Source organism: Pseudomonas sp. S2_A10 (assembly GCF_054668465.1).
Genome location: NZ_CP162773.1, coordinates 265,721 through 286,870, shown reverse-complemented (window position 1 = coordinate 286,870; position 21,150 = coordinate 265,721). Strand labels below are relative to the sequence as shown.

Annotated in this window: 24 protein-coding genes; 23 read left to right on the top strand and 1 reads right to left on the bottom strand. The window is 59.9% G+C overall.

Annotated elements, in window-relative coordinates:
- Positions 1-18 precede the first annotated feature (18 nt).
- The gene (gene sppA / locus AB4N41_RS01305) at positions 19-1,008 is read left to right on the top strand and encodes a signal peptide peptidase SppA (RefSeq protein ID WP_056788236.1); all 990 of its coding nucleotides are present in this window, start codon (positions 19-21) and stop codon (positions 1,006-1,008) included.
- A gap of 86 nt (positions 1,009-1,094) precedes the next feature.
- Here the strand turns inward: sppA and AB4N41_RS01300 are convergent, their stop codons facing one another.
- Entirely contained in the window at positions 1,095-1,673 is a 579-nt protein-coding gene (locus tag AB4N41_RS01300) for a Maf family protein (protein WP_071173215.1), read from the bottom strand.
- A 105-nt stretch (positions 1,674-1,778) separates the two neighbouring features.
- On the opposite strand from AB4N41_RS01300, the gene AB4N41_RS01295 reads away from it, so the two are divergent.
- The 22 genes from AB4N41_RS01295 (at position 1,779) to araG (ending at position 21,141) form a co-directional block, all read left to right on the top strand.
- The gene (locus AB4N41_RS01295) at positions 1,779-2,306 is read left to right on the top strand and encodes a YceD family protein (protein ID WP_003204262.1); all 528 of its coding nucleotides are present in this window, start codon (positions 1,779-1,781) and stop codon (positions 2,304-2,306) included.
- Between the two features lie 13 nt (positions 2,307-2,319).
- A complete protein-coding gene (rpmF, locus tag AB4N41_RS01290) occupies positions 2,320-2,502 on the top strand; it encodes a 50S ribosomal protein L32 (protein WP_003179396.1) in 183 nt (60 codons plus the stop codon).
- A 4-nt stretch (positions 2,503-2,506) separates the two neighbouring features.
- Entirely contained in the window at positions 2,507-3,517 is a 1,011-nt protein-coding gene (plsX, locus tag AB4N41_RS01285) for a phosphate acyltransferase PlsX (protein ID WP_290127503.1), read from the top strand.
- A gap of 123 nt (positions 3,518-3,640) precedes the next feature.
- A complete protein-coding gene (gene fabD / locus AB4N41_RS01280) occupies positions 3,641-4,579 on the top strand; it encodes an ACP S-malonyltransferase (RefSeq protein WP_252876726.1) in 939 nt (312 codons plus the stop codon).
- Positions 4,580-4,595: 16 nt separating this feature from the next.
- Positions 4,596-5,339, top strand: a complete 744-nt coding sequence (gene fabG / locus AB4N41_RS01275) for a 3-oxoacyl-ACP reductase FabG (protein WP_016770989.1) — start codon at positions 4,596-4,598, stop codon at positions 5,337-5,339.
- A gap of 196 nt (positions 5,340-5,535) precedes the next feature.
- Positions 5,536-5,772: an acyl carrier protein gene (gene acpP / locus AB4N41_RS01270; protein WP_003175607.1), complete on the top strand. Its 237-nt coding sequence runs from the start codon at positions 5,536-5,538 to the stop codon at positions 5,770-5,772.
- A gap of 108 nt (positions 5,773-5,880) precedes the next feature.
- Entirely contained in the window at positions 5,881-7,125 is a 1,245-nt protein-coding gene (gene fabF / locus AB4N41_RS01265) for a beta-ketoacyl-ACP synthase II (RefSeq protein ID WP_252868088.1), read from the top strand.
- Positions 7,125-7,940 (top strand): aminodeoxychorismate lyase, encoded by an 816-nt coding sequence (gene pabC, locus AB4N41_RS01260; protein ID WP_252876725.1) that lies wholly within the window; start codon positions 7,125-7,127, stop codon positions 7,938-7,940. The genes fabF and pabC overlap by 1 nt, the downstream gene beginning before the upstream one ends.
- 3 nt (positions 7,941-7,943) lie before the next feature.
- Positions 7,944-9,113, top strand: coding sequence for an endolytic transglycosylase MltG (gene mltG, locus AB4N41_RS01255; RefSeq protein WP_252876724.1), 1,170 nt, complete (start codon positions 7,944-7,946; stop codon positions 9,111-9,113).
- Positions 9,114-9,132: 19 nt separating this feature from the next.
- Positions 9,133-9,765 (top strand): dTMP kinase, encoded by a 633-nt coding sequence (gene tmk, locus AB4N41_RS01250; protein WP_016770985.1) that lies wholly within the window; start codon positions 9,133-9,135, stop codon positions 9,763-9,765.
- Positions 9,758-10,741, top strand: a complete 984-nt coding sequence (locus AB4N41_RS01245) for a DNA polymerase III subunit delta' (protein WP_076563804.1) — start codon at positions 9,758-9,760, stop codon at positions 10,739-10,741. Before tmk ends, AB4N41_RS01245 begins: the two co-directional genes overlap by 8 nt.
- Before the next feature lie 42 nt (positions 10,742-10,783).
- Positions 10,784-11,140 carry a PilZ domain-containing protein gene (locus AB4N41_RS01240; RefSeq protein ID WP_016770983.1) on the top strand — a complete coding sequence of 119 codons (357 nt, stop codon included), beginning with the start codon at positions 10,784-10,786 and terminating at the stop codon, positions 11,138-11,140.
- 15 nt (positions 11,141-11,155) lie between these two features.
- Positions 11,156-11,947: a TatD family hydrolase gene (locus AB4N41_RS01235; RefSeq protein ID WP_236168404.1), complete on the top strand. Its 792-nt coding sequence runs from the start codon at positions 11,156-11,158 to the stop codon at positions 11,945-11,947.
- Positions 11,948-12,298: 351 nt separating this feature from the next.
- Positions 12,299-12,937, top strand: a complete 639-nt coding sequence (locus AB4N41_RS01230) for a TetR/AcrR family transcriptional regulator (protein ID WP_016770981.1) — start codon at positions 12,299-12,301, stop codon at positions 12,935-12,937.
- Between the two features lie 138 nt (positions 12,938-13,075).
- The gene (locus AB4N41_RS01225) at positions 13,076-14,044 is read left to right on the top strand and encodes a GTP 3',8-cyclase MoaA (protein WP_041479439.1); all 969 of its coding nucleotides are present in this window, start codon (positions 13,076-13,078) and stop codon (positions 14,042-14,044) included.
- Between the two features lie 165 nt (positions 14,045-14,209).
- A complete protein-coding gene (locus tag AB4N41_RS01220) occupies positions 14,210-14,815 on the top strand; it encodes a DUF4823 domain-containing protein (protein WP_016770979.1) in 606 nt (201 codons plus the stop codon).
- Between the two features lie 14 nt (positions 14,816-14,829).
- Positions 14,830-15,390 carry a DUF1285 domain-containing protein gene (locus AB4N41_RS01215; protein WP_056788265.1) on the top strand — a complete coding sequence of 187 codons (561 nt, stop codon included), beginning with the start codon at positions 14,830-14,832 and terminating at the stop codon, positions 15,388-15,390.
- Positions 15,391-15,582: 192 nt separating this feature from the next.
- On the top strand, positions 15,583-16,299 hold the full coding sequence (locus AB4N41_RS01210; protein WP_041479437.1) for a FadR/GntR family transcriptional regulator: 717 nt from the start codon (positions 15,583-15,585) through the stop codon (positions 16,297-16,299).
- A 134-nt stretch (positions 16,300-16,433) separates the two neighbouring features.
- On the top strand, positions 16,434-17,309 hold the full coding sequence (locus AB4N41_RS01205; RefSeq protein WP_252876723.1) for an SMP-30/gluconolactonase/LRE family protein: 876 nt from the start codon (positions 16,434-16,436) through the stop codon (positions 17,307-17,309).
- A gap of 270 nt (positions 17,310-17,579) precedes the next feature.
- Entirely contained in the window at positions 17,580-18,398 is an 819-nt protein-coding gene (locus tag AB4N41_RS01200) for an SDR family oxidoreductase (protein WP_252876722.1), read from the top strand.
- A 137-nt stretch (positions 18,399-18,535) separates the two neighbouring features.
- Positions 18,536-19,540 (top strand): substrate-binding domain-containing protein, encoded by a 1,005-nt coding sequence (locus tag AB4N41_RS01195; protein ID WP_016770973.1) that lies wholly within the window; start codon positions 18,536-18,538, stop codon positions 19,538-19,540.
- A gap of 53 nt (positions 19,541-19,593) precedes the next feature.
- Positions 19,594-21,141 carry an L-arabinose ABC transporter ATP-binding protein AraG gene (gene araG, locus AB4N41_RS01190; protein ID WP_236168407.1) on the top strand — a complete coding sequence of 516 codons (1,548 nt, stop codon included), beginning with the start codon at positions 19,594-19,596 and terminating at the stop codon, positions 21,139-21,141.
- Positions 21,142-21,150 lie beyond the last annotated feature (9 nt).

The window sequence follows — 21,150 nt, the reverse complement described above, 5'->3', positions numbered from 1 at the left end:
TTTGCTGGGGTAGATGGCATGACCGACGAATGGAAAGCACCGGCCAAGGCAAGTGCCGACGACGGTGACGCGAAAAGCTGGAAGCTGTTGGAAAAGACTTTGCTGGCCGGCGTGCAGGAACAACGCCGTTCGCGGCGCTGGGGGATTTTCTTCAAGCTGCTGACGTTTGTTTATCTGTTTGTTGCGCTGCTGCTGTTCACGCCGCTGATGGACATGGAAAAAACCGCCACCCGCGGCCCGAACTATACGGCGTTGATCGAGATCGACGGCGTAATCGCCGACAAGGAGCCGGCCAGCGCCGACAATATCGTTGGCAGCCTGCGTGCGGCGTTCGAAGACAAGAAGGTCAAGGGCGTGGTCCTGCGCATCAATAGCCCGGGTGGCAGTCCGGTGCAGTCTGGCTATGTCTATGACGAGATCAAGCGTCTGCGTGGGTTGCATCCGGAGATCAAGCTCTACGCAGTGATTTCCGATCTTGGTGCTTCGGGCGCCTATTACATCGCCAGCGCGGCGGATCAGATCTATGCCGACAAGGCCAGTCTGGTCGGCTCGATCGGTGTGACGGCGGCGGGTTACGGTTTCGTCGGCACCATGGAAAAACTCGGGGTTGAGCGCCGCACCTATACTTCGGGCGAGCACAAGGCATTCCTGGATCCGTTCCAGCCGCAAAAGCCTGAAGAAACCGCATTCTGGCAAAGCGTGCTGGACACCACGCACAAGCAGTTCATCAACAGCGTCAAGCAGGGCCGTGGCGATCGTCTGAAGGACAAAGAGCATCCGGAGCTGTTTTCCGGGCTGGTCTGGTCGGGTGAGCAGGCGCTGCCGCTAGGCCTGATCGATGGCTTGGGCAATGCCAGTTCGGTGGCGCGTGATGTGATTGGCGAGAAGGAGCTGGTGGACTTCACCGTGCAGGAATCGCCGTTCGATCGCTTCTCGAAAAAGCTCGGCGCCAGCGTGGCCGAGCAGTTGGCGATGTGGATGGGTTTTCACGGGCCTTCGTTGCGGTAAATCGTTTCAAGGTCAGAAGATCGCAGGTCAACGGCAGCTCTTGCACAATCGGTGTAGGAGCTGCCGAAGGCTGCGATCTTTTGCCTTTAAGGGATTTGCACACCCTCGACCAACAACATATCGATCAGGCGAATCAGCGGCAGGCCGATCAGGCTGGTGGCATCCGGGCCTTCGGTCGATTGAAACAGGCTTACGCCGAGTCCCTCGGCCTTGAAGCTGCCGGCGCAGTCGTACGGCTGCTCGATGCGCAGATAGCGCTCGATGCGTGCCTGATCCAGCTGGCGCATGTGCACGGTAAACGGCACGCAGTCGACCTGGCATTGCCCGGTCTGGCTGTTGAGCAGCGCCAGGCCGGTCAGGAAGGTCACGCTCGCGCCGCTCGCCGCCATCAATTGCTCGCGAGCCTTCTCGAAGGTGTGCGGCTTGCCGATGATCTGTTCGCCGAGGACGGCAACCTGATCCGAGCCAATGATCAGATGAGCAGGGTGGCTGTCCGCCAAGGCCCGGGCCTTTTCTTCGGCGAGACGTTTGACCAGATCGATTGCGGACTCGCCCGGGCGGTGGCTTTCGTCGATGTCCGGCGAGCTGCAGACGAACGGCAGGTGCAGGCGGGCGAGCAATTCGCGGCGATAAGTCGAGCTTGAAGCGAGTAATAAAGGCAGCATGGACGTCTCCTGAGGCAGGTGCGGATTCTAGCGGAGGCGCGCAAGTGACGGACAGGGCACAATTTCCTTTGACATGGGTGGGTGCATCCCTATAATGCTGCGCCTATGTTGAATGACCCGATTCCACCTCACGTTGACCCGCGCAAATTGGCTGACCGTGGCACCACCCTTCAAGGTGAGCTGCTGCTGGCCGATTTGAAGAGACTCTGCGACCCGCTTTCCGACGATGTCGGTACGGTGCAGGCCAAATTCGTTTTTGAACGAGATGAACGTAAGTCTGTGGTCATCCACAGCTTTATCGACACCGAAGTCAAAATGGTTTGCCAGCGTTGTCTTGAGCTGGTCACCCTGCCGATCCACAGCGAATGCAGTTACGCGGTGGTGAAGGAGGGTGCGAATACCCAGTCGTTGCCGAAAGGTTATGACGTGCTGGAACTGGGCGAAGATCCATTGGATCTGCAGTCACTGATCGAGGAGGAGCTTCTGCTCGCCTTGCCCATTGTGCCTGCTCATCATCCGGAAGAATGCCAGCAGCCGGCGGGAGCAGATGAGCCCGAACCGAGCGAGGACGAGGTAACGCGGTCCAACCCGTTCAGTGTATTGGCGCAGTTAAAGCGTGACCCAAACGTTTAGGAGTTAATCAATTATGGCTGTTCAGCAGAACAAAAAATCCCGCTCTGCCCGTGACATGCGCCGTTCGCACGACGCTCTCGAGGCTAGCACCCTGTCTGTAGAAAAAACCACTGGTGAAGTTCACCTGCGTCACCACGTATCGCCAGAAGGCGTTTACCGTGGCCGTAAAGTGATCGACAAGGGCGCTGACGAGTAATCACTTGTCTGCTCAAGTCATCGCGATTGACGCAATGGGCGGGGACTTCGGTCCCCGCAGCATTGTTCAGGCCAGTCTCGCTTGCCTGTCTGCTACACCCTCGCTGCACCTGACCCTCGTCGGTCAACCCTCCCTTCTTGAAGAACTGATCCACGGCCAGTCGGTTGCCGATCGCGCGCGCCTGACGATTGTCGCGGCGAGCGAAGTCATCACCATGGACGAAAAACCCGCCCAAGCCCTGCGTGGCAAGCCGGATTCGTCGATGCGTGTAGCCCTTGAACTGCTGCGCGATGGCAAGGTGCAGGCCTGTGTCAGTGCCGGCAATACAGGTGCGTTGATGGCCTTGTCGCGATTCGTGCTGAAGACATTGCCCGGCATTGATCGGCCGGCCATGGTCGCGGCGATTCCGACGCAGACCGGTTATTGCCAGCTGCTCGATCTGGGCGCCAACGTCGATTGCAGTGCCGAGCACCTGTTGCAGTTTGCGGTGATGGGCTCGGTCGCTGCACAGACCCTGGGTATCGCCCGTCCGCGTGTGGCACTGCTGAATATCGGCACCGAAGACATCAAGGGCAATCAGCAGGTCAAACTGGCCGCCACGTTGTTGCAGGCTGCGCGCGGGATCAACTACATCGGTTTTATCGAGGGCGACGGCTTGTATCGCGGCGAGGCCGATGTGGTGGTGTGTGACGGCTTCGTCGGCAACATCCTGCTCAAGTCCAGCGAAGGTCTGGCGACGATGATTGCTGCGCGGATCGAGGCTTTGTTCAAGAAAAATTTCGCTTCGCGCGCTGTCGGCGTTCTCGCGCTGCCGTTGATGAAGCGTCTGCAGGCCGACCTGGCCCCGGCGCGGCATAATGGCGCAAGCTTTCTCGGCTTGCAGGGCATCGTCGTGAAAAGCCACGGATCGGCCGGGGTACAGGGCTTTCAGAGTGCCATTCAACGGGCGCTGATCGAGATTCAAGAGAACCTCCCCGAGCGTCTCCACGGTCGTCTGGAGGAGCTGTTGTCTTAGGCGTTTTCGTCGGACAATGCTTAAATGTGACCGCCCGGTTCAAAGGGCCATCCAAACTGTCAGTTTCTGGCGTCCCCAACAGGGCGTTATTTTCCGACGACAAGATCATTAGGGGCTTGTTACATGTCTGCTTCCCTCGCATTCGTCTTTCCAGGACAGGGTTCGCAGTCCCTCGGCATGCTGGCCGAGCTGGGCGCGCAACATCCGCTGATCCTCGAAACCTTTCAAGAAGCCTCTGCTGCGCTGGGCTACGACCTGTGGGCACTGACCCAACAGGGTCCGGAAGAGCTGCTCAATCAAACCGACAAAACCCAACCAGCCATTCTGACCGCTTCGATCGCCCTGTGGCGTCTGTGGCTGGCCGAAGGCGGCGCGCGTCCGGCGTTTGTCGCCGGCCACAGCCTGGGTGAATACAGTGCGCTGGTTGCCGCCGGCGGCCTGAGCCTGGCTGACGCGGTCAGGCTCGTCGAGCGCCGTGGCCAGTTGATGCAGGAAGCGGTGCCGGCCGGGCAGGGCGGCATGGCCGCGATCCTCGGTCTGGAAGATGCCGACGTGCTGGCTGCCTGCGCCGAAGCGGCGCAAGGCGAAGTCGTCAGCGCAGTGAATTTCAACTCGCCGGGCCAAGTGGTGATCGCCGGTGCCAAGGCAGCCGTCGAGCGCGCCATCGAAGGCTGCAAGGCCCGTGGTGCCAAACGCGCCATGCCGTTGCCGGTGAGCGTGCCGTCGCACTGCGAGCTGATGCGTCCGGCTGCCGAGCGCTTCGCTGAATCCATCGCCGCCATCGACTGGCAGGCGCCGCAGATCCCGGTGGTACAGAATGTCAGCGCACAAGTGCCAGCCGATCTGGAAACCCTCAAGCGCGATCTGCTCGAACAGCTCTACAAGCCAGTGCGCTGGGTTGAATCGGTGCAGACTTTGGCCGCCAAGGGCGCGACCAATCTGGTCGAATGCGGCCCGGGCAAAGTCCTCGCTGGCCTGAACAAACGTTGCGCCGAAGGCGTTTCGACTTCCAATCTCAATACCCCAGACGCCTTCGCTGCCGCTCGTGCAGCGCAGGCCTGAATCAGGAGAAACTTGCATGAGTCTGCAAGGTAAAGTTGCACTGGTTACCGGTGCAAGCCGCGGCATCGGCCAGGCCATCGCGCTGGAACTGGGTCGTCAGGGCGCCATCGTTGTAGGCACCGCGACCTCCGCGTCGGGCGCCGAGCGCATTGCCGCGACCCTGAAGGAGAACGGTATTCAGGGCGCCGGTTTCGAACTCAATGTCACCAGCGACGAGTCGGTCAGCGCCGTGCTGGCAGGCATTCAGGAGCAGTTCGGTGCGCCGGTGGCGATTCTGGTCAATAATGCCGGCATCACCCGCGATAACCTGATGATGCGCATGAAAGACGACGAGTGGTACGACGTGATCGATACCAACTTGAACAGTCTGTATCGCCTGTCCAAGGGCGTTTTGCGTGGCATGACCAAGGCGCGCTGGGGTCGAATTATCAGTATTGGCTCGGTAGTGGGTGCCATGGGCAACGCCGGCCAAGTAAACTATGCAGCCGCCAAGGCCGGTCTGGAAGGTTTCAGCCGGGCGATGGCGCGTGAAGTCGGTTCGCGTTCGATTACGGTCAACTCGGTAACCCCAGGGTTCATCGACACCGATATGACCCGCGAGCTGCCTGAAGCACAGCGTGAAGCCTTGCAGACGCAGATTCCGCTGGGTCGTCTGGGGCAAGCTCAAGAGATCGCGTCCGTGGTCGCTTTTCTTGCATCCGACGGTGCGGCATACGTTACCGGGGCTACAATCCCGGTGAACGGTGGGATGTACATGTAAGTAAAATGTGACGGATTGCTTCAAAAAAATGTCATACGAGCTGTCTAAAATCCGTTATAAAGCTGCAATCTATTTATAGGCAGAGGGCCGCAGGGTTTGAGGAGTGAAGCTTTCAGTTGAAAAACTGAAAAGGCTTTCTATACACTTACCCACTGGCCAGCTGCCTGAATTTGTCCATTAGGAGTGAAAACAAGGTATGAGCACCATCGAAGAGCGCGTCAAGAAAATCGTTGCCGAGCAACTGGGTGTTAAAGAAGAAGAAGTGGTCAACACCGCTTCCTTCGTAGAAGACCTGGGTGCCGACTCCCTTGACACCGTTGAGCTGGTGATGGCTCTGGAAGAGGAATTCGAGACCGAAATCCCTGACGAAGAAGCTGAAAAGATCACTACTGTACAAGCTGCAATCGACTACGTTACCAGCCACCAGGCGTAATAGTTTGTAATCGTTGCTTGCTGTCATGGAAAAACCGCACTGCCATCATGGCGTGCGGTTTTTTCTTTAGGCCTGATGCAAAGTCGTCATTTGAAAAAGGAGAGTGCTGTGTCGCGTAGACGCGTCGTAGTCACCGGTATGGGTATGTTGTCGCCACTGGGCACGGATGTGCCGAGCAGTTGGCAGGGCATTCTGGCTGGCCGCAGTGGCATTGGTCTGATCGAACACACCGACCTTTCTGCCTATTCGACCCGCTTCGGTGGTTCGGTCAAAGGCTTCAATGTCGAGGAATACCTGTCGGTCAAGGAAGCGCGCAAGCTCGACCTGTTCATTCAGTACGGCCTCGCCGCAGGCTTTCAAGCCGTGCGCAACGCCGGTCTGGAAGTCACCGATGCCAACCGTGAACGCATTGGCGTGGCCATGGGTTCGGGGATTGGCGGTCTGACCAACATCGAAGAGACCAGCCGCACCCTGCACGAGACCGGTCCGCGACGGATCTCGCCGTTCTTTGTGCCTGGCTCGATCATCAATATGATTTCCGGCTTCCTGTCGATCCATCTGGGCGCACAGGGACCCAACTACGCCATCGCCACCGCGTGCACCACCGGTACGCACTGCATCGGCATGGCGGCGCGCAACATCATGTACGACGAAGCTGACGTGATGATTGCCGGCGGCGCGGAAATGGCCGCTTGCGGTCTGGGCATGGGCGGCTTCGGCGCATCCCGTGCGCTGTCGACCCGCAACGACGAGCCAACCCGCGCCAGCCGTCCGTGGGACAAGGGCCGCGACGGCTTCGTTCTGTCCGATGGTGCTGGCGCTCTGGTTCTCGAAGAGCTGGAGCACGCCAAGGCCCGTGGCGCCACGATCTACGCCGAGCTGATCGGTTTCGGCACCAGTGGCGATGCGTTCCACATGACCTCGCCACCCGCCGATGGCGCCGGTGCCGCGCGCTGCATCACCAATGCCCTGCGCGACGCGAAGATCAATGTCGATCAAGTGCAGTACATCAACGCCCACGGCACCTCGACCCCGGCCGGCGACCTTGCCGAAGCCAATGCGATCAAGTCGGTGTTCGGCGATCACGCCTACAAGCTGGCCGTCAGCTCGACCAAGTCGATGACCGGCCACCTGTTGGGTGCGGCGGGCGCGGTCGAAGCGATTTTCAGCGTGCTGGCGATCAACAGCCAGGTGGCACCGCCGACCATCAACCTTGATGAACCGGACGAAGGCTGCGATCTCGATTTCGTTGCGCACACCGCGCGTAACATGGACATCGATGTCGTGCTGTCCAACTCCTTCGGTTTTGGCGGCACCAACGGCACTCTGGCGTTTCGCCGGTTCGCCAGTTGATGGACAGCTGGGTCGACGGTCAACCGGCTGACGCGCTGTCGCTGAAAGATCGCGGCCTGGCTTACGGCGATGGTCTGTTCGAGACCATTGCCGTGCGCAGCGGTCAGCCGGTCCTGCTGGATCGGCACCTGGCGCGCCTGGCCGATGGCTGTGCGCGTCTGGCCATTGCGACCGATCTCGAGCTGGTTCGCCATGAACTGCTCAGCTATGCAGCAGCGATGGGTGAGGGCGTGCTCAAGCTCATCCTCACGCGTGGCGACGGCTTGCGCGGTTATGCGCCCGATCCTGCGGCGCAGGGCCGACGTATTCTGCAAGGCAATCCGCCGGCGGCTTATCCCGCTACCCATGCCGAGCACGGCATCCGCCTGTTTCCCTGCAACACGCGTTTATCTACGCAGCCGTTGTTGGCCGGGCTCAAACATCTGAATCGACTGGAGCAGGTACTCGCCCGCGCCGAATGGCAGGACAGCGAGCATGCCGAAGGCTTGATGCTCGATCAGGCCGGGCGCGTCGTCGAAGGTGTGTACAGCAATATTTTCCTGGTGCGCGACGGTGGCTTGATCACGCCCGACTTGAAGCGCTGCGGCGTCGCAGGTGTGATGCGCGCGGAAATATTGTTTCAGGCCGAGTCGCTGGCCATCCCCACGCAAATCGCCGATATCAGCCTCGAACAGCTGCAATGGGCTGATGAAGTGTTTGTCTGCAACAGCGTTTATGGCGTCTGGCCGGTACGCGCCTGTGCTGCACTGAGCTGGCCGGTTGGCCCGCTCACCCGTAAACTGCAAACCATTGCCCGCGCGCTACTGGATGCTTGATTCGTGAGACGTAAACTTTTGCTGCTGCTGGAAACCGGACTGGTTCTGGCAGGGCTGCTGTTGGGCGCCAGCGCCTGGAAAATTCATTCGGCGCTGGAACAGCCCCTGAACATCCCGCAGGAACAACTGCTGGATGTGCCGAAAGGCTCTACACCGACCCGTACCTTCCTTGAACTCGAAACCGATGGCGTCATCAAGGACGCGTTCTGGCTGCGCGTCTACTGGCGCTTCAATCTCGCCGGCACACCGATTCACAGCGGCGAATACCGTATGCAGCCGGGCATGACCGTCAACGGTCTGATCGATTCGTGGAAGCGCGGCGACGTGGTTCAGTACAGCCTGACCCTGGTCGAAGGCTGGACTTTCCATCAAGTGCGCGCCGCCCTGGCCAAGGACGACAAGCTCGAGCAGACCCTCAATGGCCTGAGCGACAGCGACGTGATGGCGAAGATCGGCCACAAAGGCTTGTTCCCGGAAGGTCGGTTTTTCCCGGATACCTATCGCTTCGTGCGCGGCATGTCCGATGCCGAGCTGCTGAAAAAGGCCTTTGATCGTCTCGATGAAGTGCTCGCCAAAGAGTGGGCGCAGCGTTCTGCCGATGTGCCTTACAGCGAACCCTATCAAGCGCTGATCATGGCCTCGCTGGTCGAGAAAGAGACTGGCGTTCCGCAGGAGCGTGGGCAGATTGCCGGGGTGTTTGTGCGGCGCATGGCGTTGGGCATGCAGTTGCAGACCGATCCAACGGTGATTTATGGCCTCGGTGATCGCTACACCGGCAAACTGACCCGCGCACATTTGAAAGAGCCGACGCCTTACAACACCTACGTGATTCCCGGCTTGCCGCCTACGCCGATTGCGATGGTCGGGCGCGAGGCGATTCATGCTGCGCTCAACCCGGTTGAGGGCAGCAGCCTGTATTTCGTCGCCCGTGGCGATGGCAGCCATGTGTTCTCCGATGATCTGGATGCGCACAACAACGCGGTGCGCGAATACCAGCTCAAGCGCCGTGCCGATTACCGTTCCAGCCCGGCACCAGTAACCGCGCCGGCCACCGATGAGGCCATTCCGGCGGCCTCGCCGAACACCGCGCCCGAGGCGCTGCCGCAAGTGCCGCCGCAAGAACTTGCGCCAGCCCCGGAACCGGACGCCGCTGCACCACAGAACGCGCAATGACTTTGATGAAGGACTGCCTGTGACTGGCTTGTTTATTACCCTGGAAGGCCCGGAAGGCGCGGGCAAGAGCACCAATCGCGAATACCTCGCCGAGCGCCTGCGCGCCGCCGGTATCGAAGTGCTGCTCACCCGTGAGCCTGGCGGTACGCCGCTGGCCGAGCGGATTCGTGACGTGTTGCTGACCCCGGCCGACGAAGTGATGCACCCGGACGCCGAGCTGTTGCTGGTGTTCGCCGCGCGCGCCCAGCATCTGGCAGAGGTGATTCGCCCGGCGCTGGCCCGTGGCGCCGTGGTGCTGTGTGATCGTTTCACCGATTCAACATACGCCTATCAGGGCGGCGGTCGTGGTTTGTCACTCGAGCGCATCGCCACGCTGGAAACTTTCGTGCAGGGCGACTTGCGGCCCGATCTGACCTTGATTTTCGACCTGCCCGTTGAAATCGGCCTGGCCCGCGCCAGTGCCCGTGGTCGCCTGGACCGTTTCGAACTCGAAGGCCGGGCGTTTTTCGAGAACGTGCGCAATGCGTTCCTGAAACGCGCCGAAGCCGACCCGTCGCGCTACGTGCGCATCGATGCCGGTCAGCCATTGGCCAAGGTGCAGCAATCGCTGGACACCTTGCTACCGAATTTGCTGGAGCTGGCCCGTGGCTGAGGCCTATCCATGGCAGGACAGCCTCTGGCAGCAACTGGCCGGCCGCAGTCAGCATGCTCACGCGTACCTGCTCCACGGTCCGGCCGGGATCGGCAAGCGTGCGCTGGCCGAGCGCTTGATGGCCAGCCTGCTGTGTCAGCGCCCTACGCCTGAGGCGTGCGGCGAGTGCAAATCCTGTCTGCTGCTCAAGGCCGGCAGTCATCCGGACAATTACATCCTGGAGCCGGAAGAGGCGGACAAGGCGATCAAGGTCGATCAGGTTCGTGATCTGGTCAGTTTCGTCGTGCAGACCGCGCAGCTCGGGGGGCGCAAAGTGGTGTTGATCGAGCCGGTCGAGTCGATGAACATCAACGCTGCCAACGCCTTGCTCAAAAGCCTTGAAGAGCCGTCCGGCGATACCGTGCTGCTATTGGTCAGCCATCAGCCGAGCCGTTTGTTGCCAACCATCAAGAGCCGTTGCGTGCAGCAGGCCTGCCCGCTGCCGGGCGAGGCGATGAGCCTGCAATGGCTGGCCCAGGCGCTGCCGGATTGCGCGGAGGAAGAGCGCGTCGAACTGCTGACCCTCGCCGCCGGGTCGCCGCTGATGGCGGTCAGCCTGCAATCGCAAGGTGTGCGTGAACAACGTGCACAAGTGGTCGAAGGCGTGAAGAAGCTGCTCAAGGGACAACAATCGCCGACGCAACTGGCGGAAGAGTGGAAAAGCATTCCGATGCTGCGTCTGTTCGACTGGTTCTGCGACTGGTCGAGCCTGATCTTGCGCTATCAACTGACTCAGGACGAAGCCGGCCTCGGCCTGGCCGATATGCGCAAGGTCGTGCAGTACCTGGCCCAGAAAAGCCCGCAGGGTAAAGTGCTGGATATTCAAGACTGGATTCTCGCCCAGCGACAGAAAGTGCTGAGCAAGGCCAACCTCAATCCGGCCCTGTTGCTGGAAGCATTGTTGGTGCAATGGGTGGGATTGCCTGGTCAAAGATAAGAATGTGTACCTAGACTCTGAAGATCAGCAGTGGAGGTGAACATGATTGAACCTGTCAGCCCGGGGCCGCGTAACGGCATCTTGTCCCTGACCATCAAGGACAAGTCGGTGCTCTACGCCGCCTACATGCCGTTCATCAAGAATGGCGGACTGTTCATCCCGACCAACAAAAGCTACCGGTTGGGCGACGAGGTGTTCATGCTGTTGCACCTGATGGATGAAGCGGAAAAAATTCCGGTCGCCGGCAAAGTCGCCTGGATCACCCCCAAAGGCGCACAAGGCAATCGCGCCGCCGGTGTCGGTGTGCAATTCAACGACGGCGACGACACCGCGCGCAGTCGCATCGAAACTCATCTGGCCGGAGCGCTGAAATCCGACCGTCCCACTCATACGATGTAAGTTGCAGTCCTTTTTATGCTCGTAGATTCCCATTGTCACCTTGACCGTCTCGACCTCGCCGCCCATGAAGGCTCGCTGGATGCCGCACTCGCTGCGGCCCGTGAGCGCGGGGTCGGACACTTTTTGTGCATTGGCGTCAGCGCCGACAACGCCGCCGACGTCAAAGCCCTCGCCGAGCGTTATGCCGATGTCGATTGCTCGGTCGGCGTGCATCCGCTGGATGTGCAGCCGGGCGCAGCACCGGCGCTGGACTGGCTGCTGCACGAACTCGATCACCCGAAAGTGGTGGCGATCGGCGAAACCGGTCTCGACTATCACTACGAGCCGGAAGCTGCCGAGTTGCAGCAGGAGTCGTTTCGCCTGCATCTGCAAGCGGCGCAGCAGACCGGCAAGCCGGTGATCATCCACACTCGCGGCGCCCGTGCCGACACCCTCGAACTGCTGCGCGAAGCGGCGCTGCCCCAGGCCGGTGTGTTGCATTGCTTCACCGAGGACTGGGACATGGCCAAAGCGGCGCTGGACATGGGTTATTACATTTCCCTGTCGGGCATCGTCACGTTCCGCAATGCCGACGCTCTGCGCGATGTGGCGAGCAAAGTGCCGGCCGATCGCCTGCTGGTGGAAACCGATTCGCCGTATCTGGCGCCGATTCCGTATCGCGGCAAGCCGAACCTGCCGCAGTACGTGCGCGAAGTGGCGGAGTTTCTGGCGATGCTGCGTGGTGAGAACTACGAGCGCTTTGCCGAGCAGACCACGGAAAACTTCAAGCGCTTGTTCCCGCTGGCGAGTGTTAAATCTGCCGTATGACGGCAGGCCAAATCGCAGGCAAAAAAAACCCGGGTTCTGGGGGGTGAATCCGGGTTAAGACCATTAGGAGTAAAACAAAGGCACGCGGTCCGTTGGTACCTTTACCGGCACGACACTTGGGGGAGATGTCGCCCGACAGTTCAAGTATTGATCAGTCTGGCGTGCAGTCCAGTGAGCGGGTCGGGGTTTTTAAACAAATTTGGAATACGTTTGCTTCAGTTGAGTTCTCATTGCACCCGATTCGTTCTCGAAATGAACAAGAAACACAGATTTGGTCGATGAACCGTGCTTTTTTGCGCAAGTTAGGCATAATACGCGGCTTCGAATTTTGACCCTTCAGACCTTTTTCTTATGCATAAAGAACCTCGTAAGGTCCGTGAATTTCGTCGCCGCGAGCAGGAAATTCTCGATACCGCGCTCAAGCTGTTCCTCGACCAGGGTGAAGACAGTGTCACCGTCGAGATGATTGCTGATGCCGTGGGTATCGGCAAAGGCACGATCTACAAGCACTTCAAATCCAAGGCCGAGATCTACTTGCGCCTGATGCTCGATTACGAGCGCGATCTGAACGAGCTGCTGCATTCGGCCGATGTCGACAAGGACAAGGAAGCGCTGTCCCGCGCTTACTTCGAATTCCGCATGCGCGACCCGCAGCGCTATCGCCTGTTCGACCGCCTCGAAGAGAAAGTGGTCAAGGGCAATCAGGTGCCGGAGATGGTCGAGGAACTGCACAAGATCCGTGCCTCGAACTTCGAACGCCTGACCCTGCTGATCAAGGGTCGCATCAGCGAAGGAAAGCTCGAAGACGTGCCGCCGTACTTCCACTACTGCGCATCCTGGGCGTTGGTGCACGGCGCGGTGGCGCTGTATCACTCGCCGTTCTGGAGCAACGTGCTGGAAGATCAGGAAGGCTTCTTCCAGTTCCTGATGGACATCGGCGTGCGCATGGGCAACAAGCGCAAGCGCGACCCGGAAACGCCGAGCACATAAGTCATTCAGCGGGCTGATTGCGCCGTGTTTTCACAACATGGCGCAATAGCACAGGAATATACTCAGGCATAGGGCTTGCTAAAACCTGATTTCTCAGTCAAGTTTTGCTCGCTCGATTTTCTTTCGCCGGAGTGTTTCATGATCGTTGACCGTCAAGGCAGGCGTTTTCGCAATCTGCGCATCAGCCTGACCTCTGCCTGCAATTACGCCTGTACCTACTGCGTGCCCAACGGCAAGCGGTTGGTCGCTGCGCAGGATGAGCTGTCGGCCGAAGCCATGGCGCGCGGCGTCGAATACCTGATCGAAGCGGCCGGCATCGAGCGCCTGCGCATCACTGGCGGCGAGCCACTGGTCAGCCCCAAACTCGAATCGTTCATGACTGCCGTCGGCCAGATGGGCCTCGACGACATCAGCCTGACCACCAATGGTCAACTCCTCGCGAAAAAACTGCCGCTGCTGGTCGATGCCGGTCTGCGTCGAATCAACGTTTCCCTCGATACCCTTGATGCCGCTGCGTTTCGCAGCATCGCTCGTGGCGGCGATCTGGCCAGCGTGCTCGATGGCATGGATCAGGCTGCCGCCGCCGGGATGAAGATCAAGGTCAACATGGTGCCGTTGCGCGGGCAGAACCTCGATCAGGTCATGCCGCTGCTCGACTACTGTCTGGAGCGCGGCTTCGAACTGCGTTTCATCGAGCTGATGCGCATGGGCCATCTGGCCAAGGATTCCAATGCCTTCCTGCAGCAGTTCGTCAGCCTTGAGCAGTTGCTCGGCCTGATCGGCGAACGTTATGAATACGCCCAGACCGACGCACCGGTGGACGCCACGGCTGTGCGCTATGCGATTCCCGGTCGCGGCACTTTCGGGGTGATCGCCAACGAAAGTGTGCCGTTCTGCCGCACTTGTTCGCGCTTGCGCCTGTCATCGACCGGTTGGCTGCATGGCTGTTTATCGTCGAGCAACCGCCACTATGTCGGCGATCTGCTCGACAAGCCGCGCCACCAGGCGTTGCCGGCGCTGCAACGTTTGCTGGTCAAGGCGTTGGGTGACAAACAGGAGGTGGCGTTCTCTGGCGGCGCTACTGTCATGAAGATTATTGGCGGTTGAACAACGGCTTTCGCGAGCAGGCTCGCCCCACATTTGGAATGCATTTCAATTGTGGGAGCGAGCCTGCTCGCGAATGCCTCTATCACTGAATTTGTCGAGCTGGCGCAAAAGCTGCATTCAACGGCCATTCGCCGGTTTTCCGACACCGGCTTCTGGAGGAATAGGATGCGTAGCCTGGTTTTGCTGCTGGCCGTTTTGGCGCTTGGCGGCTGCATGAATGTCAGCGATATGGCCGAAGGCACTCGCTATCACATGAGCGATGCGGGGCTTCTGGACCATAGCGACAGCCGCCGGGTGAACAATCTCCGCATTCAGCCGGACTCGTTCATCTTTATCGCCCAGGGCGCGTTCGCGCCACCGGGTGGTTCCTATCCACGGCCGAACGTGGTCGCCGAAGAAGCCTTCAAGGGCTTTGTCGAATACTTCCCGATGGTCCGCCGCGCCCGTGCGCCGGAAGGCCTCGACCAAGCCATGGGCGAAGCCCGTGATGCCGGGGCGCATTACCTGCTCTACACACGTTTCGCCAAGGCTGATGACCGCATCGGCAACTCCGACGAGTGGCTGGACCAGGAAGCCGTGGATCGCCTCGGTATCGATGGCGGCGTGATTCAGATCATGTTGATCGAGACCAGCACCCAGTATTTGATTGATACTGCACGGATCAAGAGTCGTGGCGGTTTACTGACGTTCCATGATTCCAAACCCGAAGACCTCATCGGTCCGCCGCTGGCGCAATACGCACGCAGCCTGCTGGGGATCGGCGACCAGTAATCAAGGAGTACGCCATGAGTGACCCGCAAACAGCCAATGACCTGCTGGGGCAGATCCCCAAGACCAAAGGCCTGCCACCGGTGCATTTGTGGAACCCGGATTTCTGCGGCGACATCGACATGCGCATTGCCCGTGACGGCACCTGGTACTACCTGGGTACGCCGATCGGGCGCAAGCCGATGGTCAAACTGTTCTCCACCATCATCCGCCGCGACGGCGATGATTATTTCCTGATTACCCCGGTCGAGAAGGTCGGGATCAAGGTCGATGACGCGCCGTTCGTAGCGGTTGCCGTGGAAGTGCAAGGCGAGGGTGATGCGCAGGTTTTGCGCTTTACCACCAACGTCGAGGAAACCACCGAAGCGGGGACTGAGCATCCGCTGCGTGTCGAGATCGATCCTGAGACCCAGGAGCCTGCGCCCTATGTGCACGTGCGCAGCAACCTTGAAGCGCTGATTCACCGCAATGTGTTTTACCAGTTGGTGGAACTGGCGGTGAGCCGCGAGATCGATGGTCAGCGCTGGTTGGGCGTGTGGAGCGGCGGCGAGTTCTTTCGCATCGGCCTGGAACCCTGACACAACACCAAAATGTGGGAGCGAGCCTGCTCGCGAACGCGCTGTATCAGTCGCCAGCAATGTTGACTGACACGACGCTTTCGCGAGCAGGCTCGCTCCCACAATGGTTTGCGCAAGCTGAAAAAATCCGATTGACTGTTAATCGTATGATGATTAGCGTAGGCACCCATCGCGATTCGCCTTGAGGTGTTCATGTCCAGCAGTTTTCATGCGTCGACCGTTGACTGGCTGGGCAGTTGGATTGCTGCCGGTCAGGTCAAGCCGGGGCAGACCATCAAGGTCGAGGCGGATCTGGGCGAGCAGCTTGGTGTCAGCCGCACGGTGATTCGCGAAGCCATCAAAACCCTCGTCGCCAAAGGCATGCTCGAAGTCGGACCGAAGGTCGGCACGCGGGTGTTGCCAGTACGGCGCTGGAATCTGTTCGATCCGCAGGTGGTCGGTTGGCTATCGCGCAATGGGTTGCCGGAAAACTTCGTCGATGATCTGCTGGATTTGCGCCGCACCATCGAGCCGATGGCGGTGCGCTGGGCCTGTGAGCGCGCAACGCCGGAGCAGATCGAAGCGGTACAACTGGCTTTCAATGCGCTGGAACGTGCAGTCGACAGCGGCGTTGATTACAACCGTGCCGACCAGGCTTTCCACGAATGCATCCTGGCCGCCAGCCATAATCAGTTCATCGAACAAATGGTCCCGGCCCTCGGCGCGTTGCTGGCGGTGTCGTTCGAAGTCTCCGCCGCCGACCCCGATGAACTGCGCCGCACCTTGCCGATCCATAAAGACATGGCCGATGCCATCGCCGCGCGCGATTCGACCCGTGGCGTTTGGGCGTGCATGACCTTGATCGACAATGCCGATCTGGCGATAAAACGCTTTTACCCGAAAGTCATGGCGGACCGCAAAGCCAGCTAAGACCGAAAATTCCCTGTGGGAGCGAGCCTGCTCGCGAATGCGTCAGGTCAGATGCATCATCATTGACTGACACGCCGCTTTCGCGAGCAGGCTCGCTCCCACATTGGAAACAACAAGAACATGAAGGATTCCAGATGACCTGCACCGCCCTGACCCAACACCGCGCGCAACTCGGCGAAGGCCCGTTCTGGGATGCGCCGACCCAGGCGTTGTACTGGGTGGATATCGCCGGTAGACAAGCGTTGCGCCTGATCGGCCAGAACGTGCAGATCTGGCAGATGCCCGAGCACATCTCCGCCTTCATTCCCTGCGCCAGCGGCGATGCGCTGGTGACATTGAGCAGTGGTGTCTACCGGCTCGATCTCGATTCGCCCGGCCTCGAGCCACGCTTGACGCTGTTCTGTGTCGCCGACCCGCAACCGGGCAACCGGCCCAACGAAGCCCGTTGCGATGCCTTGGGCCGGTTGTGGTTGGGCACCATGCAGAACAACATCGGCGAGCACGGTGAGGATCTGCCGCTGGTGCGCCGTTCCGGTGGCCTGTTCCGTATCGATCCCGATCAGCGCGTCACACCGCTGCTACTCGGCCTGGGCATTCCCAATACCTTGTTGTGGAGCGACGACGGCACCACGCTGCTGTTTGGTGAAAGTCTCGACAGCACGCTCAATCGATATTTCATCCGCACCGACGGCAGTCTCGACGCTCCGCAGGTGTTCTACTCGTCCGATCGACACGGTGGTCCCGATGGCTCGGCGATGGACGCCGAAGGCTACGTGTGGAATGCACGCTGGGACGGCAGTTGCCTGCTGCGCCTGACGCCGGACGGGCAGGTGGATCGCAAAATCGATCTGCCGGTCAGTCGCCCGACCAGTTGCGTGTTCGGTGGCGAAGACTTGAAAACCTTATTCATCACCAGCGCCAAGAGTCCACTGAATCATCCATTGGATGGCGCCGTGCTGAGCATGCGCGTCGACGTTGCAGGAAAACTCTGTACGCGTTTTGCTGGCTAGATCCCAAAATATGGGATGCAAAATTATATATTGAGATTATTTGGCGGTCGGGTTTATAGTCGGCTCCAGCAGTAACACGCACTCACACTTAAAAAGAACAAAACAGGTGAAGTGATGCAGCGAATTCTTGTTGCCCGCGCCAGCGGGATCCGCCTTTCGTCACGGCTCAATGCCGTTGACGACGCATGCCTGTCTGTTTTTCCCAGCCGTCAGAACCGGACATCCACCGATGGCCGGTTTTTTTGCGCCTGCGTGCGGGAGGCCTGAGCCATGGCTGAAGCGCTGACATTGCCGCAAGTGTCGGCCCCGCCGAAAGGCGAGCGTCTGAAAAACAAGGTCGTGCTGTTGACCGGGGCCGCTCAGGGCATCGGCGAAGCCATCGTCGCCGCCTTCGCCTCGCAGCAAGCCAGATTACTCATCAGCGATATCCAGGCCGACAAGGTCGAGCAGGTAGCCGCTCAATGGCGCGATCAGGGCCATGACGTGCAGGCGCTCAAGGTCGACGTATCGAATCAGCAGGATCTGCATGCCCTGGCCCGACGCGCGGTGGAATTGCATGGCCGCATCGATGTGTTGGTCAACTGTGCCGGGGTCAATGTGTTCCGCGATCCTTTACAGATGACCGAAGAAGACTGGCGCCGCTGCTTCGCCATCGATCTGGACGGCGCCTGGTATGGCTGCAAAGCGGTACTGCCGCAGATGATCGAGCAGGGCGTCGGCAGCATCATCAACATCGCCTCGACCCATTCCAGCCACATCATTCCCGGCTGCTTTCCGTACCCAGTGGCCAAGCACGGCTTGCTCGGCCTGACCCGTGCACTCGGCATCGAATACGCGGCCAAGGGCATTCGCGTCAACGCCATCGCGCCGGGCTACATCGAAACGCAGCTGAACGTCGACTACTGGAACGGCTTTGCCGATCCGCACGCCGAGAGGCAGCGCGCCTTCGACCTGCATCCGCCCAAGCGCATCGGCCAGCCGATCGAAGTGGCAATGACGGCGGTGTTTCTGGCCAGCGATGAGGCACCGTTTATCAACGCTTCGTGCATCACCATTGATGGTGGCCGCTCGGTGATGTACCACGACTGAATAAAACGGATCTCCAGCGCTGAACTACGCTTGAAATCCAATCATCATACGATATGACTATTTTCAACCAGCTTCACTGAGAACACGCTTTAACGCTTTTCAAACCTTGCTCAAAAAAAATAACAAGGAGTCATCTGATGAAACGTCGTTTCGGGATTCGTACCCTGTGCAGCACTGCCCTGGCGGTCACTGCGTTCAGCCTGAGCAGTGCGCTGCTCGCCGCCGACGCGGTGAAGATCGGTTTTCTGGTCAAGCAGGCCGAAGAACCGTGGTTCCAGACCGAATGGGCTTTTGCCGAAAAAGCCGCCAAGGACAAAGGCTTTGAACTGATCAAGATCGCAGTGCCGGATGGCGAGAAGACCCTCTCGGCGATCGACAGCCTGGCCGCCAACGGCGCCAAGGGTTTTGTGATCTGCCCGCCTGACGTGTCCCTCGGCCCTGCCATCATGGCCAAAGCCAAGATCAACGACTTGAAAGTGATTGCCGTCGACGACCGTTTTGTCGACGCCAACGGCAAATTCATGGAAGACGTGCCGTACCTGGGCATGGCCGCGTTTGAAGTGGGCCAGAAGCAGGGCGCCGCGATGGCCGCCGAAGCGAAAAAGCGTAACTGGGACTGGAAAGACACCTACGCGGTGGTCAACACCTACAACGAACTCGACACCGGCAAGAAGCGCACCGACGGTTCGGTCGATGCCCTGAAGAAGGCCGGCATGCCGGAGGACCACATCCTCTTCGCCGCGCTGAAAACCCTCGACGTACCGGGCAGCATGGACGCCACCAACTCGGCGCTGGTGAAACTGCCGAGCGCGGCGAAAAACCTGATCATCGGCGGCATGAACGACAACACCGTGCTCGGCGGCGTGCGCGCCACCGAAGCGGCCGGGTTTGCCGCGAGCAACGTGATCGGCATCGGCATCAACGGCACCGACGCCATCGGCGAGTTGAAAAAGCCTAACAGCGGCTTCTTCGGTTCGATGCTGCCAAGCCCGCACATCGAAGGCTACAAGACTGCCGAGATGATGTACGAGTGGATCACCGCCGGCAAAGAGCCGCCGAAGTACACCGCCATGGATGACGTCACCCTGATCACCCGCGAAAACTTCAAGCAAGAGCTGGAAAAAATCGGCTTGTGGAACTGAGGCAGCGACGGCCCGGGCAGCCGGGCCGTCTTTCGGTGTGAAGAGGTGGCTTTATGCACGCGCAAGTACAGACACAAGAACAACACGGCGCCAGCGGCAGCCTGCGCTTCAACGGGATCGGCAAGACCTTTCCCGGCGTGAAAGCGCTCGACGGCATCAGCTTCGTCGCCCACCCCGGTCAGGTTCATGCCTTGATGGGCGAGAACGGCGCGGGCAAATCGACCCTGCTGAAAATCCTCGGTGGCGCTTACATCCCAAGCAGCGGCGAGCTGCAGATCGGCGAGCAGGCGATGGCATTCAAGTCCACCGCCGACAGCATCGGCAGCGGCGTCGCGGTGATTCACCAGGAACTGCATCTGGTCCCGGAAATGACCGTGGCCGAGAACCTGTTTCTTGGCCATCTGCCGGCTAGTTTCGGCCTGATCAATCGTGGTGAGCTGCGCCAGAAAGCCTTGAATTGCCTGAAAGGCCTGGCCGACGAAATCGATCCGCAAACCAAAGTCGGACGCTTGTCGCTGGGTCAGCGGCAACTGGTGGAAATCGCCAAGGCGCTGTCGCGCGGCGCTCACGTCATCGCTTTCGACGAACCGACCAGCAGCCTTTCGGCGCGGGAGATCGATCGCTTGATGGCGATCATCGGTCGTCTGCGCGACGAAGGCAAAGTGGTGCTCTACGTTTCCCATCGCATGGAAGAAGTCTTCCGCATTTGCGACGCCGTCACTGTGTTCAAGGACGGCCGCTACGTACGTACATTCGACGACATGAGCCAGTTGACCCACGATCAACTGGTGACCTGCATGGTCGGTCGCGACATTCAGGACATCTACGATTACCGTCATCGCCCGCGTGGCGCCGTGGCGTTGAAGGTCGATGGTTTGCTCGGCCCGGGCCTGCGTGAGCCGATCAGTTTCGAAGCGCACAAGGGCGAAATCCTTGGCCTGTTCGGGCTGGTCGGGGCAGGGCGCACCGAGCTGTTTCGCCTGCTCAGCGGCCTGGAGCGCAACACCGCTGGCCGTCTCGAACTGCGCGGCCATGAGCTGAAACTGCGCTCGCCGCGTGACGCGATCGCCGCCGGCATTTTGCTCTGCCCGGAAGATCGCAAGAAGGAAGGCATCATCCCCCTGGCCAGCGTCGCCGAGAACATCAACATCAGTGCCCGCGGTGCGCATTCCGGGCTCGGCTGCCTGATCCGCGGCCTGTGGGAAAAGGGCAATGCTGACAAGCAGATCAAGGCCCTGAAAGTGAAAACCCCGCACGCTGGCCAGCAGATCAAGTTCCTTTCCGGCGGCAACCAGCAGAAAGCCATTCTCGGCCGCTGGCTGTCGATGCCGATGAAAGTCCTGCTGCTCGACGAACCGACCCGTGGCATCGACATCGGCGCCAAGGCCGAGATCTACCAGATCATTCATAACCTCGCTGCCGACGGTATTTCGGTGATCGTGGTGTCCAGCGATCTGATGGAAGTGATGGGCATTTCCGACCGCATCCTGGTGCTGTGCGAAGGCGCTCTGCGCGGCGAAGTCAGCCGCGACCAGGCCAATGAATCCAACCTGCTGCAACTGGCTTTGCCGCGCCACCGCGCTGACGGCGTGGCGAACTGAGAGGTGACT

Coding starts and splice junctions, on each gene's coding strand:
- sppA (WP_056788236.1), top strand. CDS start 19: ATGACCGACGAATGGAAAGCACCGGCCAAGGCAAGTGCCGACGACGGT.
- AB4N41_RS01300 (WP_071173215.1), bottom strand. CDS start 1,673: ATGCTGCCTTTATTACTCGCTTCAAGCTCGACTTATCGCCGCGAATTG.
- AB4N41_RS01295 (WP_003204262.1), top strand. CDS start 1,779: ATGTTGAATGACCCGATTCCACCTCACGTTGACCCGCGCAAATTGGCT.
- rpmF (WP_003179396.1), top strand. CDS start 2,320: ATGGCTGTTCAGCAGAACAAAAAATCCCGCTCTGCCCGTGACATGCGC.
- fabD (WP_252876726.1), top strand. CDS start 3,641: ATGTCTGCTTCCCTCGCATTCGTCTTTCCAGGACAGGGTTCGCAGTCC.
- fabG (WP_016770989.1), top strand. CDS start 4,596: ATGAGTCTGCAAGGTAAAGTTGCACTGGTTACCGGTGCAAGCCGCGGC.
- acpP (WP_003175607.1), top strand. CDS start 5,536: ATGAGCACCATCGAAGAGCGCGTCAAGAAAATCGTTGCCGAGCAACTG.
- pabC (WP_252876725.1), top strand. CDS start 7,125: ATGGACAGCTGGGTCGACGGTCAACCGGCTGACGCGCTGTCGCTGAAA.
- AB4N41_RS01240 (WP_016770983.1), top strand. CDS start 10,784: ATGATTGAACCTGTCAGCCCGGGGCCGCGTAACGGCATCTTGTCCCTG.
- AB4N41_RS01235 (WP_236168404.1), top strand. CDS start 11,156: ATGCTCGTAGATTCCCATTGTCACCTTGACCGTCTCGACCTCGCCGCC.
- AB4N41_RS01230 (WP_016770981.1), top strand. CDS start 12,299: ATGCATAAAGAACCTCGTAAGGTCCGTGAATTTCGTCGCCGCGAGCAG.
- AB4N41_RS01225 (WP_041479439.1), top strand. CDS start 13,076: ATGATCGTTGACCGTCAAGGCAGGCGTTTTCGCAATCTGCGCATCAGC.
- AB4N41_RS01220 (WP_016770979.1), top strand. CDS start 14,210: ATGCGTAGCCTGGTTTTGCTGCTGGCCGTTTTGGCGCTTGGCGGCTGC.
- AB4N41_RS01215 (WP_056788265.1), top strand. CDS start 14,830: ATGAGTGACCCGCAAACAGCCAATGACCTGCTGGGGCAGATCCCCAAG.
- AB4N41_RS01210 (WP_041479437.1), top strand. CDS start 15,583: ATGTCCAGCAGTTTTCATGCGTCGACCGTTGACTGGCTGGGCAGTTGG.
- AB4N41_RS01205 (WP_252876723.1), top strand. CDS start 16,434: ATGACCTGCACCGCCCTGACCCAACACCGCGCGCAACTCGGCGAAGGC.
- AB4N41_RS01200 (WP_252876722.1), top strand. CDS start 17,580: ATGGCTGAAGCGCTGACATTGCCGCAAGTGTCGGCCCCGCCGAAAGGC.
- AB4N41_RS01195 (WP_016770973.1), top strand. CDS start 18,536: ATGAAACGTCGTTTCGGGATTCGTACCCTGTGCAGCACTGCCCTGGCG.
- araG (WP_236168407.1), top strand. CDS start 19,594: ATGCACGCGCAAGTACAGACACAAGAACAACACGGCGCCAGCGGCAGC.